General features: G+C 35.3%; 16 protein-coding genes. 12 read left to right on the forward strand and 4 right to left on the reverse strand.

What is annotated here, in order from left to right; all coding sequences use genetic code 11:
• Positions 1-28: 28 nt before the first annotated feature.
• A complete protein-coding gene (locus tag COU51_04920; protein ID PIR66269.1) occupies positions 29-1,090 on the forward strand; it encodes a hypothetical protein in 1,062 nt (353 codons plus the stop codon).
• Between the two features lie 128 nt (positions 1,091-1,218).
• On the opposite strand, the gene prmC is transcribed toward COU51_04920, so the two are convergent.
• The 4 genes from prmC to COU51_04940 form a co-directional block, all read right to left on the reverse strand.
• A complete protein-coding gene (prmC, locus tag COU51_04925; protein PIR66270.1) occupies positions 1,219-2,043 on the reverse strand; it encodes a peptide chain release factor N(5)-glutamine methyltransferase in 825 nt (274 codons plus the stop codon).
• A gap of 45 nt (positions 2,044-2,088) precedes the next feature.
• Positions 2,089-2,676, reverse strand: a complete 588-nt coding sequence (locus tag COU51_04930; GenBank protein ID PIR66271.1) for a hypothetical protein — start codon at positions 2,674-2,676, stop codon at positions 2,089-2,091.
• Positions 2,677-2,679: 3 nt separating this feature from the next.
• Positions 2,680-3,705, reverse strand: coding sequence for a peptide chain release factor 1 (locus COU51_04935; protein PIR66272.1), 1,026 nt, complete (start codon positions 3,703-3,705; stop codon positions 2,680-2,682).
• An 84-nt stretch (positions 3,706-3,789) separates the two neighbouring features.
• Entirely contained in the window at positions 3,790-4,098 is a 309-nt protein-coding gene (locus tag COU51_04940) for a 50S ribosomal protein L31 (GenBank protein ID PIR66273.1), read from the reverse strand.
• Between the two features lie 117 nt (positions 4,099-4,215).
• Between COU51_04940 and COU51_04945 the strand changes: the two genes are divergently transcribed.
• From COU51_04945 to COU51_04995, 11 genes are all read left to right on the forward strand, one after another.
• Positions 4,216-4,596, forward strand: a complete 381-nt coding sequence (locus COU51_04945) for a hypothetical protein (GenBank protein ID PIR66274.1) — start codon at positions 4,216-4,218, stop codon at positions 4,594-4,596.
• A 185-nt stretch (positions 4,597-4,781) separates the two neighbouring features.
• Positions 4,782-5,561 (forward strand): 30S ribosomal protein S2, encoded by a 780-nt coding sequence (gene rpsB, locus COU51_04950; GenBank protein PIR66275.1) that lies wholly within the window; start codon positions 4,782-4,784, stop codon positions 5,559-5,561.
• 28 nt (positions 5,562-5,589) lie between these two features.
• Complete coding sequence (tsf, locus tag COU51_04955) at positions 5,590-6,171, forward strand: elongation factor Ts (GenBank protein ID PIR66276.1); 582 nt, start codon at positions 5,590-5,592, stop codon at positions 6,169-6,171.
• On the forward strand, positions 6,143-6,325 hold the full coding sequence (locus COU51_04960; protein ID PIR66277.1) for a hypothetical protein: 183 nt from the start codon (positions 6,143-6,145) through the stop codon (positions 6,323-6,325). Before tsf ends, COU51_04960 begins: the two co-directional genes overlap by 29 nt.
• Complete coding sequence (locus COU51_04965; GenBank protein PIR66278.1) at positions 6,318-7,004, forward strand: hypothetical protein; 687 nt, start codon at positions 6,318-6,320, stop codon at positions 7,002-7,004. Before COU51_04960 ends, COU51_04965 begins: the two co-directional genes overlap by 8 nt.
• A gap of 779 nt (positions 7,005-7,783) precedes the next feature.
• Positions 7,784-8,791 carry a type I glyceraldehyde-3-phosphate dehydrogenase gene (gap, locus tag COU51_04970; protein ID PIR66279.1) on the forward strand — a complete coding sequence of 336 codons (1,008 nt, stop codon included), beginning with the start codon at positions 7,784-7,786 and terminating at the stop codon, positions 8,789-8,791.
• Position 8,792: 1 nt separating this feature from the next.
• The gene (pgk, locus tag COU51_04975) at positions 8,793-9,983 is read left to right on the forward strand and encodes a phosphoglycerate kinase (GenBank protein ID PIR66280.1); all 1,191 of its coding nucleotides are present in this window, start codon (positions 8,793-8,795) and stop codon (positions 9,981-9,983) included.
• A 46-nt stretch (positions 9,984-10,029) separates the two neighbouring features.
• Entirely contained in the window at positions 10,030-10,812 is a 783-nt protein-coding gene (locus COU51_04980) for a hypothetical protein (protein ID PIR66281.1), read from the forward strand.
• 33 nt (positions 10,813-10,845) lie between these two features.
• Positions 10,846-12,081 carry a phosphopyruvate hydratase gene (locus tag COU51_04985; GenBank protein PIR66282.1) on the forward strand — a complete coding sequence of 412 codons (1,236 nt, stop codon included), beginning with the start codon at positions 10,846-10,848 and terminating at the stop codon, positions 12,079-12,081.
• A 6-nt stretch (positions 12,082-12,087) separates the two neighbouring features.
• Positions 12,088-13,662, forward strand: coding sequence for a 2,3-bisphosphoglycerate-independent phosphoglycerate mutase (locus COU51_04990; GenBank protein PIR66283.1), 1,575 nt, complete (start codon positions 12,088-12,090; stop codon positions 13,660-13,662).
• Positions 13,663-13,673: 11 nt separating this feature from the next.
• Positions 13,674-14,215: formamidopyrimidine-DNA glycosylase (locus COU51_04995; GenBank protein PIR66284.1), on the forward strand; the 542-nt coding region annotated here is incomplete at its 3' end.

Here is a 14,215-nt window from a genome sequence, read left to right on the forward strand (position 1 = left end):
TAAATCCTGATTATAATTCTATTTAAAGATGAAAAAGAATCCGGATATCAAAATAGTTATTGCGTTTGTTTTATTTAGTATCATAGCTTTGACGGCTGTAAGTCTTATTTTATGGCAAGGACTTCGGCCGTTTTTTGTTTCTGAAAAATTTAGTATTATTTTTTCTGAAAAATCAAAATCTTGCACTAAGTATAGGTTGCTTGACGGGGTTTGTCTCGCGGACGAAGAGTCGGAGAAATATCCGATTACTGTTATGATAGATAATAAATATGAGGCCAGGCCATGGTCAGGACTTTCTTTTGCCGGGCTTGTTTATGAGGCACCGGTTGAGGGAGGGATAACTAGATTTTTAGCAGTTTTTTCTACTGATAGAGAGATTGATAAGATAGGTCCGGTGAGGAGCGTTCGTCCATACTTTATTGATTGGGCGATGGAATTTGGCGCAATGCTTTTTCATGTCGGTGGTTCTCCGGAAGCGTTGGGTATCATAAGTGGAGATACTGATATAAAAGAATTGGATTTGGATCAATATTTTGGCGGTCTTTATTATTGGCGAAGTCAGGATAGGATTGCTCCGCATAATGTATATACCTCAAGCGAACGTTTGGATAAGGCGAGATTAGCAAAAATTTCTGATCCAATAGTTGATTTTGATGCTTGGCAGTTTAAAGAAGATGCTTATGAATCCGAAAGAGGCGATGACGGCAAAATTATTGCAGTAGAGTTTAGCAACTATACCGCTTATGATGCAAAATGGCGATACGATAAAAATAAAAATATTTACATAAGAGAGGGAGATGAATTGGCTTTAAAAGAAGATACTGGAGCTTTGATTATTGCGAAAAATATTGCTGTGCTTGAAACTAATATTTTGATTATAGATTCAATGAGCCGAAGAAAAATTACCACGATTGGAAAGGGCGATGCATTGATTTTTCAGGATGGGAAAAAGGTAGAAGCTGTTTGGGAAAAAGATGATATGTGGAGTAGGCTACGATTTTTTGATAAAAATGGAGACGAAATAAAATTTAATCGCGGAACAACTTGGGTAGAAATTGTTTCGGGAGTAGACAAGGCAACAGAAAAATAAAATTCTAATTTTTTTAATAAAAATAGCAGATAATTATTCTGCTTTTTTGTTTAGTAATTTTTCTTGGATAATTTGAATATAAATTTTTAGTATTGTCCCCCTTTCTTATTATATAGTAAATAATTTTTTTATGATTTTGTTAATGTTATTTTTATTATTCGCCGTTTACCGGAGAGATCGCGATGGCATTCTATTTTTTTGGGCTGGAAAATTTTCATTGCCAATTTTTCTATTGCTGGTTTTTGTCTTGCGCCAATTTCTATTATCAAAGTTGCATTTTTGGGGTTCAGCTTTTTTATTTGCCGAAATAATTTTTCATAAATTTCTATGCCAATTTTTCCGCCTATAAGCGCGGATTTTGGTTCATAATGTTTTACATTTGGTTTTAAGCTTTGCCATTCTTTTTGGGAAAGATAGGGGAGATTTGCGGTTATAATAATATTATCGGGTAATTTTTTGAAAGGTGATAGTAAGTTTCCCTTTTTGAGTGTGATATTTGTTTTTAATTTTTTTGCATTTTTTCGAGCGAGGACGATAGCACGAGGGCTGATTTCTGTTCCATAAACCCGAGCTTTTGGGAAAAGTTTTTTTAATGTAATAGCAATAACTCCGCTACCTAATCCGATATCAATAATATTTTTCGGATTTTTTATTTGTTCAATTAGAGTCTCGGTTTCAGGGCGGGGGATAAGGACATCCGGAGAAACTAAAAAATCATATCCATAAAATTCTTTATGCCCTGTGATATACGCTATGGGCTCGTGTTTCGCTCTGCGATTAATAAAGCTTTTATATTTTGTAAGTTGCGTTTTGGTTATTTTTTTATCAGGGTGAGCAAATAAAAATTCTTTTGGTTTTTTTATTGTGTAAGATAACAAAATATCAGCATCCAAAAACGCGCTGTCTGATTTTATTTTTTTTGCGCCCCATTTAAGAGCTTCATTTATCGTCATATTGTTTTATAAAGAAAAAGGCTCCGAAAAACTCGGAGTTAAGGTCTAAAAAGAAAGGCATTTTGCAAATGGCGAATGCCAAACATTATTGCAAGAAGTCAGCCTTCCGATTTCCCAAAGGTAAATATCCGGTGGAGTAATAATGATATTTTCATTTTGGATAGCAGTTCGCCACATACACGGACATTCCTTTGATGGTTTTAGTCCCTTTGCTTCACAAAGCGCATCCGGAGCTTTCAGTCCTTCTGTAGACTTTTCGTCATATCCAATAAATTGCCAATTTTCTTCACTGCATTTTAGATTGGTATAAAACGGTTTTACCATTTTTATAACAAGGCAATCCCGTTTTAGTTTTTCGTCCGGACTAAATTTTGTTTTAAGGCATTGCCATTCGGGTTGAGGTATGGGATTTATTGCCATAACATCTTGGATGCAAGACCAGATTTTATCAATTCTACCATCAATTCTGGCTAAATCAACTTGATATCCGCCTGTATCAACCTGGATACCTTTTGGAGTTGTAGCATTCGGATTTACAGAGTAGTCTGTTATGGTCTGATAGTAATTTTCATAACAATCATTATCCTTTTCGCAGGTGAAAAGAAATATAAAAAGAACGAATAACCTTTTCATTATTTATCCTTCCTGTTTGTTCATTATTTTTAATTTTTCAATAATTGGTTTTATCCCGCCATTTAATATTTTTTCCATATTATGCCAAGATTCTTTTATGCGATGGTCTGTTATTCTGTCCTGTGGATAATTGTATGTTCGTATTTTTTCGCTTCGGTCGCCAGAACCAACCTGACTTTTCCTTTTTTCTGCTTCTTCTTTTTTCTGTTTTTCTTCTTCAAGAGTAAAAAGGCGAGCGCGCAAAATTTCCATTGCTTTAGCGCGGTTTTGTTGTTGGCTTCGTTCATCCTGACAAGCGACAACCAGTCCTGTTGGAAGGTGTGTAATACGAATTGCAGAGTAAGTGGTGTTTACGGATTGTCCGCCTGCGCCTTGTGATGTGGAGGTTTCTACTTTTAGATCTTTTGGGTTAATTTTTAGCTCTATTTCATCAACTTCAGGCATTACGGCAACAGTAGCGGCAGAAGTATGTATGCGTCCGCTTTTTTCTGTTTCCGGAATTCTTTGGACACGATGAACGCCACTTTCATATTTTAGCCAGCCATAAACACTAGTGCCATTAATTTCGGCAATTATTTCTTTAAATCCACCAATACCAATGCGGTTTGAAGAGAGAATGTTTGTTTTCCATCCCATATCTTCAGCAAAACGCGAATACATTCTAAAAAGGTTGGCGGCAAATAAAGCGGCTTCATCTCCGCCTGTTCCGGCACGAATTTCCAGGATAACGGATTTTTCATCCGCCGGATCTTTTGGTGAAAGAAGATTTTGAAGCTCGGCTTCTATTTTTTCTTTTTCTTTGATAACTTCTGGAAGCTCATCTTCTAACCCGGGTTCTGTTTCCGCAAGTTTTATATCTTGATTTATTTTCTCAAGTTTTTCCGCAATATCGGATATTTCTTTTAATTCAGTATATTCTTTATTAAGTTTTTGGAATTTTTTTGTATCAGAAAATATCGTCGGTAGAGATAACTGACTTTCCAGTTCTTTAACCCGCTGTTCAATTTTTTGTAATTTCTCTTTGTTCATAATCTAAGAATATAATAATTTAACAATTTAATCAAAAATCCGCCGAGCTGGAAAGCAGCGGCGGACTTTAAAATAAAAATTTAACTATTTTTCAGTTTCTTCTGTTTTTACCTTTTTTACTTTTTCTGCGCGTTTTTTTGCTTGAGCTCTACGTTTTACGGCTTTACCTTTTCTATCTTTTCCGACAGATTCTTTTTTAGCCATTTTTTCTTGAAATTTTTCTACACGTCTTGCGGTATCAACTATCTTTTGCTTTCCAGTATAAAACGGATGACAGTTTGAGCAAAGTTCTGTTTTTATTTCCGGTTCTGTTGAACCAATAACAAACTCCATGCCACAAGCGCATGTGATTTTTGCATTTTTGTGATAAGTTGGATGAATGTCTTTTTTCATAAAAATTAGCTTTTAACTTTTAGCTTGATTAGTTTTTTTAAACTATATAAATGTATGTTATCATATCCTTGACAAATTGTCAATATTGTGCTATATTATGGACAAAGAGGAGACGAGATGACCAATTTTCTGCTTTTTTTAATTTTTGTTTTTCTTATTGCTATCTTTGTGATGCAATTTGCGTCTTTGCTCGGACAAACCAAGAAAAATGCTGAAGTTGAGAAAAAGATACAACTTGAGCAAGAGTTGTTTCATAAGAGTATTAGCATCATTCGGGAACGGGAAACCCATTTCGTCAAAACGGTCTACACTTATATCGTAAGAGATGAAAGCCCTGTTGTCACATATCTTGTGCATAATGACGGCTCAGAGCGAATTTCTGTAGCAACCAATAAGCAAAAAAGCCCTCGTTTGAATATTTATGGAACAGACCAAATAAAGCTCCTTGGAGCGGCTATTCAGCACCAGAAAGGGTCGCTTTTCGATAGAGAAGAATAGACTCATATTTAGCGCCTTAATAAACATCAAGGCGCTTTTTTTGTCTAAAATAACCGTCGGGTTGACAGATATTTACAAATATGATAATTTATTATAAAATATAAATAAATAATCCCACACATCTTGCATTTCCTTAAATCGTATGAGAAATTTAAGGGCAACCGGCAGGATGGAGGTCAAATAATATGGCAAATCTTCCAGCTTTATTGGAAATGCTAAAAGCAGGCGCCCATTTTGGGCACCGAACATCAAAATGGCATCCTAATATGGAGCCATTCATTTTTACGGACAGAAATGGAGTCCACATCATTAACCTGGAAAAAACTCAGGAACAGCTTGAAAAAGCCGGAGAATTTTTGAAAAATCTAGGAATGGAAGGCGGGACTCTTCTTTTTGTTGGAACAAAAAAACAAGCTCAAGATATTGTTTGCGAAGCAGCGACAAAATGCGAAATGCCTTATGTAAAGGAACGCTGGATTGGCGGAACGTTAACCAATTTTCCAACAATCAAAAAAAGAGTTGACCATTTTGTTGATTTGGAAAATAAACAGAAAACAGGCGGACTTGATAAATATACCAAAAAAGAACAAAATGACTTTGGTAAAGAGATAGAAGGGTTAAGAAGAAGGATAGGCGGACTCGTAAGACTTCCTAAACTTCCTGACGCAATATTTATTCTTGATGTAAAAACAGAAAAAACGGCTTTGCGTGAAGCTAAGAAAAAAAATATACCGGTTGTTGCCGTTTGTGATACCAATGTTAATCCAGATGGAATTAAATATCCTATCCCTGCAAATGATGATGCTTTAAAATCAATAAAGATTATTATAGAGTATATTGCAGAAGCGTTTAAAGAAGGAAAAGACCTTGCTCCGGCAAAAGAACAGATGAAAAAAATTCAAGAAGAAAAGAAAAAAGAATCAGGTAAAGAATCAGCAGAGAAAAAGGATAAAAAACAATTTTAATAAATATAAAAATCTATAATCAAAGCATATGAATATAGAATTAATCACCAAACTTCGTCGGATGACCGGGTGCGGAATGATGGATTGTAAAGCCGTGCTTGAAGAAGTAGGCGAAGATTTGGAAAAAGCCGCAGAAGCGCTTCGTAAAAAGGGGATTGCAAAAGCCGCAAAACGTGGAGAACGCGAAACTCGTGAAGGGCTTGTTGTAAGCTATATTCACTCAAATAATAGAATTGGAGTTTTATTGGAGCTTTTATCAGAAACGGATTTTGTAGCAATGAATGAAGGATTCCGCGAGCTCGCTAATGATATTGCAATGCATATTGTGGCAATGAGCCCAATATATTTATCCGAAGCAGACGTTCCGGAAGAAGTTTTAAATAAAGAAAAAGAAATTTATGCGGAAGAATTTGCAGGCAGTGGCAAACCGCAGGAAGTTGTGGATAAAATCGTTGAAGGAAAGTTAAGCAAATTTTATGAAGAGACCTGTCTATTGAATCAGAGATTTATAAAAGATGAAGATATAACTATAGACGAATTGGTGAAAGGAAAAGTTGGCGTAGTCGGAGAGAATATCCAGATTGGAAAATTTGCGAGATTTGAAATATAACCGCCACGGATTTTATTACACAAAAAACACAGATATAATTAAGACTGCCAAAAAAGGCGGTTTTAATTTGTATAAAATTCATCACATCTGCTATGATATTTATGTGCAGAATTGGATTCTGCACATAAGAAAAATAAAAAAAATTTATGGCTAGACCAACATTATCAATAAATGATCATGCGCATATTTATAATAGAGGAGTAGATAAGCGCATTATATTTAATGAAAGCGCGGATTATACAAGATTTATTCATGCTTTGTATGTATGCAATGATACGGAATTTACTGCAAAAAATTTAAAACGTACAATTAAAGATGTGCAGAATCCAATTCTGAACATTGGAGAACGAACAGGTGAGAGATTGGTAGATATCTTGTGCCTTACATTGATGCCTAATCACTATCATTTATTATTAAGACAAAATATTGATAGGGGAATATCTAAATTTATGCATAAAATTAGTATCGCTTATACGCTATATTTTAATTTAAAAAATGAACGAAAGGGTTCCTTGTTTGAGGGCAAGTATAAATATAAAATTATAAATAACGAGCAGTATTTGGTTTATCTATCGCAATATATCCATTTAAATCCAATAAAAATTATAGAGCCGAAATGGAAAGAGAGGGGGATAACTAATTGGAAACAGACAAATGTTTTTTTGGAAACGTATAAATGGTCCAGTTATCAGGATTATATTGGCATTAAAAATTTTCCTTCCGTTATTAATCTGGGACTGTTAGAAAAATATTATAAAACGCCAAAAGAATATAAAAAGTTTGTGAATGGTTATTCAGTTGATGACTTGGCGAAAATAAAAGGTTTGATTTGATGTGCAGAATTGGATTTTGCACATTAGGGGATGTGTAAAATTTAAAAAAGACCACCCGTAATTTTGGGCGGTTTTTTAGTTATGTGTTTTGAGATTTTTTATTGCTTTTGAATTTAGTTCGACTGTGAGTGCATACTTTACTCGTCTGCAGATGAAATTAACAACGAGTAGTTGCATGAGAGAGTGGGATCATTTTTGCCATTATCTAGGAGCTCTTTTTTTGTCATTTTGCGTCTCCTTTTAGTTTTGAGATTTCGATGTCTATTTTTGCGAGTTTATCCAAGAGATCTTTTTTTTTGATACTCAAGGCTTTCCATTTTTTCTCCTTTATTTTCTGTGCATCTTATTTTTTCAGCCAGTCTTTTCATGTTTTTCTAGGCTTTTTTATCAGAACTGGCTCTGAGCAATGTTTTATGTTCTAGCTTTATAGTTTTTCTATCTGGAGTAATTGTCCGAGCATTAGCGCCACAATCAATTGATTCAACCCAGCATTCTTTAATGGTCGCGCCTTTTACGGTCAGCTTAACATCAAATAGCCCGCCACCGCCATGAAAAGTTTTCGCGCCAAGATTGTTTCATCGCCATCACGAAGAACAATTTTTTTCCCTAATTTCATAAAATTGCCTTCGCAATCGCAAGTATAAAACAATATTTGCCATTCTGATTTTTGTGTCACACGTTCCTCCCCTTTGTTATAACATTAATTTATTTTTATAAAATTTACAAGGGTGGTATAATTATATAAAAGTAAATTAACTATTAATTAGTTGAATAATTTTATGATAAGAGTTGTGATAAATGGTTTTGGCCGAATCGGCCGAAATACTTTTAAAGCCGGTTTTGGCCGAGCTGATTTAAAAAATATTGAATGGGTTGCGGTAAATGATTTAACAGAGCCGGCAAATTTAGCTTACCTTTTAAAGCATGACACTGTTTATCACGATTATGATAAAAAGGTTGGTTATGGTGATAAATATTTAACAGTCAACGGAAAAAAGATTTTGGTTTTTGCAGAAAAAGATCCAGCAAAACTTCCTTGGAAAAAATTGAGAATTGATGTTGTCTTGGAATGCACGGGTATTTTTCGTGATAAAGAATCTGCTGGCGCTCATATAAAAGCAGGAGCAAAAAAAGTTATAATTAGCGCGCCGTCAAAAGGTGAGGGTGTCGGAACGTATATTTTGGGAGTAAATTCGGATAAATATGACGGAAAAGAAAAAGTAATAGATAATGGTTCTTGTACAACAAACTGCATTGCTCCGGCGATGGCTGTTTTGCATGCTGCTTTTGGCGTAGAAAAAGCGCTTATGACAACGGTTCACGGCTATACAGCCGACCAACGCTTAGTTGATGCTCCGCATAAGGATTATAGGAGAGGCCGAACCGCAGGACAAAATATGATTCCTACGACAACCGGAGCGGCGATTGCTACAACAAAAACAATTCCGGACTTGGTGGGAAAATTTGATGGAATTTCTATCCGCGTACCGCTTCCTGCGGGTTCCATTTCCGATTTTACCTGTCTTCTTAAGAAAGATGTTACTATAGAGCAAGTGAATAATGCATTTAAACGAGCTGCAAAAAATCCGATCTATAAAGGTATTCTAACTGTTACAGACGAGCCTATCGTTTCGTCTGATATATTAGGTAATCCGCATTCTTCTATTATTGATTTGGCGTTTACAAAAGTAATCGGTGGAAATATGGTAAAGGTTTTGGCTTGGTATGACAATGAATGGGGATATTCTAATCGACTTATAGAAATGGTAAAAAAAATAGCAAAATAAAATGAAGATAAAGAGCATAAAACAAATTAAAAATTTAAAAGGAAAACGCGCATTGGTTCGCGTGGATTATAATTTACCCATTAATAAGGGAAGGCTAGATTTTAAAGAAGATTTGCGAATAAGAGCAAGTTTCGAAACCATAAGATATTTATGGAAAAAAGATGCTACAATCATTTTAATATCTCACTTAGGAAGACCGGAAAAGCGAGAAAAATCATTATCTCTTGCTCCGATTGCAAAATATTTAAGCAAAGAACTTTTGTTAAAGGTTAATTTTATGAAAGACGATTTAACAAAAAAAAATATCTCCAAGAAAATTAAGCCGGGAATAAATCTTTTAGAAAATATTCGTTTTTATAAAGAAGAAGAGTCTGACAGTAAAGAATTTGCAGAAAAGTTGGCAAAGCTGGGGGATATTTTTATAAATGAAGCATTTTCTGTTTCTCATAGAAACAACGCGTCTATATGTTGTATTCAAAACTTTTTGCCAAGTTATGCAGGTCTTCATCTGGAAGAAGAGATAAAGAATTTGTCCCGCCTTTTATCGAAAAATATAAAAAAATCAAACAGGCCATATATAGCTCTAATGGGCGGAGCAAAAATTTCCACAAAGATTAATTTGATTAGCAGTTTATTAAAGTCAACGGACTTTGTTCTTTTAGGGGGCGCGCTTATTTCTAATATTTTAAAATTACAAGGTTATTCAATCGGTAATACATTTGTAGAAAAAATATCAAAAAATGTTGTGGAAAAAATTTGTAAAAATAAAAAAATAATTTTACCAATAGATGTTGTAGTTGGAAAAAAAGATGAACCACAAAGCGCGTGTATAGTTCGACTTAAAGACGGAAAAAAACTATGTAAGAATAATGAAGGCATTCTGGATATTGGTCCAGAGACAGTTCTATCATTTTCTAAATATATAAAAAGCGCTTCTACACTGGTATGGAACGGGCCGGTAGGTTATTTTGAAAATACAGCTTTTGCTTATGGAACTTTTAGCCTGGCGCGACTTATTGCTTCACGCGGAAAGGGTAAAACATATGCGGTTGTTGGCGGAGGTGAAACGATTTCTGCTCTTGATATCACTGAAATGGAAGAAGATGTTGATTGGATTTCAACGGGCGGAGGAGCGATGTTGGCATTTTTAGCGGGTGAATCAATGCCAGGGTTAAAAAAAATAGTTAAATAAAGAGAAAATTAAAATAATAATTTTTTATAATTAATTTATAAGTTCTATGTTTAAGTATCTTAAGGAAAATTGCTTTGTAAAATGGGCATTTAAAGGCGCGATGACATTATTGCTTGTCGTGCTTGCAATTTTTGTGGTTTTTCAAACCCGTAGCGCTATCCGTCAGTATGGTTATATTGGCAGAGCTCCTCTCAGTCAGTATACTATTAATATAAGCGGAGAGGGGAAGGTTAGCTCTGTCCCTGATATTGCGATGATAAATTTGGGCGTAACCAGTGAAGCTAAAACAGTAAAGCAGGCGCAAGATGACAATACAAAAAAAATGAACGATGTTGTAAAAGCGATAAAAGATTTGGGAGTAGTCGACAAAGATATTCAAACTACAAATTATAATATTTATCCAAAGTACAGCTATGATCAAACCAGGGGCACAAGTAATATTATCGGGTATACGGTTTCCCAGTCAGTCACACTAAAAATACGGGAACTCGATAAAGTTGGTTCTATTTTGGGGAAAGCGGGTGAATTGGGAGTAAACCAAGTTGGAGGAGTGGAGTTCACAATTGATAAGCCGGAATCATTAAAATCAGAAGCAAGAGAGAAGGCGATAAAAGACGCAAAAGATAAAGCTAGTATATTAGCGAAAGAATTGGGTGTAAATTTGGGGAGAGTTGTTTCTTTTAGTGAATATACAAACGGTTCTGTGTCGGCATATTCCAAAAGTTCTATGGAGGCATATGGAATAGGTGGTGGTGACGTGACGCCTGATATACAGGCCGGTAGTCAAGAGGTGATAATTAACGTAAGTTTGGTATTTGAGATAAAGTAAGCTAATTAACCTGCACAAGTAATAAAAATTTCTATGAAAATAACAAAAATACAAGCCCGGGAGGTTTTGGACTCGCGGGGAAATCCAACAGTGGAAGCAAAAGTTTTTATTGGTACCGCTTTTAGCAGAGCGATGGTTTCGTCCGGCGCATCAACCGGTACGCATGAAGCTTTGGAGCTTCGTGACGGTGGAAAAAGATATAATGGTAAAGGTGTTTTGCGCGCAGTAGAGAATATAAATATAAAAATTGCCCGAAAGTTAAAGGGAATGGATGTATGTAATCAAAAAAAAATAGATGAAATGATGTTAAAACTGGATGACACAAAAAATAAGTCTGCGCTTGGCGCAAATGCGATACTGGCAGTGTCATTGGCCTGTGCCCGTGCTGGCGCAGAAGCTCACAAGATACCTCTTTATAAATATATAAATAAGACTTTTAGTTTTGGAAAAATGACTTTGCCTACAGCCATGATAAATATTTTAAATGGTGGAAGACATGCAAATTTTGCAGCTGATTTTCAGGAATTTATGATTTTGCCAAAAGCAAGCAAATTTTCTGAGAGAGTTCGTATCGGTTCAGAGGTTTTTCATGCGTTAAAAGATATATTAAAGAAAAAGAAAATGAGTGTTGGAGTTGGCGATGAGGGCGGGTTTGCGCCTCTACTTCCTTCTAATGAAGATGGTTTTAAGTTTATTTTGGAGGCAATAAAAAAAGCTGGATATCAACCTGGAAAAAATGTTAATTTGGCAATAGACGCGGCAGCAAGCGAATTTTATAAAAATAAAAAATATAATCTACAACGTGACGGCAAGATTTTGAATGCAGAAGATCTCCTGGTGTATTATAAAAAAATAGTAAAAAAATATCCGCTTATTTTAATTGAGGATGGTTTTGCAGAAGACGATTGGTCTGCCTGGCAAAAATGGAGATTAGCAATGCCCGGCACCATGCAAGTTGGCGATGATATTTTTGTGACAAATACGGAACGCTTGCAAAAAGGTATTGATATGAAGGTCGCTAATGCGATTTTAATAAAAGTTAACCAGATTGGAACTTTATCCGAAACAATAGATGCGATACAGCTCGCCAGAAAAAATAAATACAAGATTATCATTTCGCATCGGAGCGGTACGACTTGTGATACGTTTATTGCTGACCTAGCTGTTGCAGTAGGCGCGGAATATATAAAAACCGGTTCTCTTTCACGTTCTGAACGCGTGTCAAAATATAATAGATTAATGGAAATAGAGGGGGAAATTATAAAATAATTTCTTATGCGTCCAAAACCAGCAATTTTAGTTATTCTTGACGGATGGGGGGTCGCTCCTCCGGGAGAAGGAAACCCAATAGCAAAAGCAAAAACTCCAAACATGGATAAGCTTATCACAAGCTATCCGGCAATGACTTTAACAGCTTCAGGAAATGAAGTCGGACTTTGCGTAGGTGAGGCGGGGAATAGTGAAACTGGTCATTTAAATATTGGCGCCGGCCGTGTCTTTTATCAGATTCTTCCAAGAATAAATAAGGCTATAGAGGATAAAAGTTTTCTTAAAAATGAAGCATTTTTAGGAGCCATAGAACATGCGCGAAAAAATAAAGGTAATATTCATATTATGGGGCTTGTCTCATCAGGTGGGGTTCATTCACACGAAGATCACCTATACGCTCTTTTAGATTTGGCAAAAAGCCAAAAGATAAAAAAAGTTTTTGTTCACGCTTTCTTAGATGGCAAAGATACTATTTATAATTCCGGAAAAGGCTTTATAGAAAAATTGCAAGATAAGATGAAAAAATTAAATCTTGGAAAAATAGCTACTCTTAGTGGCAGGTTTTATGCTATGGATAGGGATGGTCGTTTTGAAAGAACGGAAAAAGCATATTCTGCGATTGCGAAGGGAATAGGAAAAAAATCTACCAATGCATTAAAGGCGATAGAACAATCATATAAAGAAGGTGTATTTGATGAAGAATTTATTCCGACTTTTATTACGGATAGAAATGGAAAACCTTTGGCAAAAGTTGAAGATGGCGATGCTGTTATTTTCTTTAATTTCCGAGCTGATAGAAGCCGTCAGCTTACTAATGCTTTTGTTTTAGATAATTTTAGCGGATTTAAACGGATAAAAAAACAAAATATTTTTTTTGTAGCAATGACAGAATATGAAAAAGAACTTCCTTTGGAGGTTGCGTTTTTTGGGGATGCAATTACCGAGCCGTTAGCAAGAGCGCTTTCGGATGATGGATTAAGACAACTCCATATAGCTGAAACAGAAAAATATGCTCATGTGACATTTTTTTTAAACGGACAACAAGAAGAACAGTTTCAAGGAGAAGATAGGGTAGTCATCCCTTCTCCACATGTTGCTTCTTACGATAAAAAACCAGAGATGTCGGCAAGAGAGATTACGACAAGAGTAATAAAAGAGATAAAAGCCGAGAATTATGATTTCATTGTTGTTAATTTTGCCAATGCCGATATGGTTGGCCATACGGGAAATTTTGAAGCAACTAAAAAAGGTATTGAGATTTTGGACAAGTGTGTTGGAGATATAGCCGAACAAACACTTCTTTATGGGGGAGTAGTTTTTATCACTGCAGACCATGGGAATGCAGAAGAGATAGCAAATCTGCATACTGGGCGTATGGATAAGGAACATACTACAAATCCAGTTCCGTTTATTATCGTTGGTGAGAAGTTTGAAGGCCAGAGTATGGGTCTTCCTGAAGGTGTAGGAGCGGATTTGTCTCTGGTGCCTCCTGTTGGGTTTTTGGGAGATGTTGCCCCGACGATTTTACATGTTTTGGGTATAAAACAACCAAAAAAAATGACTGGCAACTCGCTTATATAGATAACTATCATATGCCAGAATTACCAGAAGTAGAAACAATTAGAAGACAGTTGGACCGTACCATAAAAGGTGCGGTTATTAAAGATATAAAAATAAGAAACATAAAACCATTAAAAAATGTTTCTAAGAAAAAATTTATAAAATTAGTTAAGAGCACAAAAATATCAGGGACAGAACGTAGGGCAAAACTTTTGATATTAAACCTTTCAAACAAAAATAATATTATTTTTCATTTAAAAATGACCGGCAGAATGCTTTTGGTTGGGAAAAAAGAAGCGCCAACAAAACATACGCATATTATTTTTGAGCTATCCGGTTTGCGTAATCTTTTTTTTGAAGATTATAGAAAGTTTGGATTTATAATGTTATTGTCAGAAAAAGAAATGAAAAAATATTTTGAAAAAGAAGGATATGGTCCGGAACCGTTATCTGCAAATTTTTCTTATAAAGTAATGAAATTATGTTTATTGGCGCACAGAACGAAAAAAATAAAACCGCTTTTAATGGAGCAATCCTGCGTTGCCGGAATTGGTAATATTTATGCGTCGGAAAT

Source organism: Parcubacteria group bacterium CG10_big_fil_rev_8_21_14_0_10_36_14 (assembly GCA_002772895.1).
In the GTDB taxonomy this organism is placed as follows: domain Bacteria; phylum Patescibacteriota; class Patescibacteriia.

Excerpts from the sequence above, each read along its gene's own strand:
- COU51_04920 (PIR66269.1), top strand. The coding sequence starts at position 29 with ATGAAAAAGAATCCGGATATCAAAATAGTTATTGCGTTTGTTTTATTT.
- prmC (PIR66270.1), bottom strand. The coding sequence starts at position 2,043 with ATGACGATAAATGAAGCTCTTAAATGGGGCGCAAAAAAAATAAAATCA.
- COU51_04930 (PIR66271.1), bottom strand. The coding sequence starts at position 2,676 with ATGAAAAGGTTATTCGTTCTTTTTATATTTCTTTTCACCTGCGAAAAG.
- COU51_04935 (PIR66272.1), bottom strand. The coding sequence starts at position 3,705 with ATGAACAAAGAGAAATTACAAAAAATTGAACAGCGGGTTAAAGAACTG.
- COU51_04940 (PIR66273.1), bottom strand. The coding sequence starts at position 4,098 with ATGAAAAAAGACATTCATCCAACTTATCACAAAAATGCAAAAATCACA.
- COU51_04945 (PIR66274.1), top strand. The coding sequence starts at position 4,216 with ATGACCAATTTTCTGCTTTTTTTAATTTTTGTTTTTCTTATTGCTATC.
- rpsB (PIR66275.1), top strand. The coding sequence starts at position 4,782 with ATGGCAAATCTTCCAGCTTTATTGGAAATGCTAAAAGCAGGCGCCCAT.
- tsf (PIR66276.1), top strand. The coding sequence starts at position 5,590 with ATGAATATAGAATTAATCACCAAACTTCGTCGGATGACCGGGTGCGGA.
- COU51_04965 (PIR66278.1), top strand. The coding sequence starts at position 6,318 with ATGGCTAGACCAACATTATCAATAAATGATCATGCGCATATTTATAAT.
- gap (PIR66279.1), top strand. The coding sequence starts at position 7,784 with ATGATAAGAGTTGTGATAAATGGTTTTGGCCGAATCGGCCGAAATACT.
- pgk (PIR66280.1), top strand. The coding sequence starts at position 8,793 with ATGAAGATAAAGAGCATAAAACAAATTAAAAATTTAAAAGGAAAACGC.
- COU51_04980 (PIR66281.1), top strand. The coding sequence starts at position 10,030 with ATGTTTAAGTATCTTAAGGAAAATTGCTTTGTAAAATGGGCATTTAAA.
- COU51_04985 (PIR66282.1), top strand. The coding sequence starts at position 10,846 with ATGAAAATAACAAAAATACAAGCCCGGGAGGTTTTGGACTCGCGGGGA.
- COU51_04990 (PIR66283.1), top strand. The coding sequence starts at position 12,088 with ATGCGTCCAAAACCAGCAATTTTAGTTATTCTTGACGGATGGGGGGTC.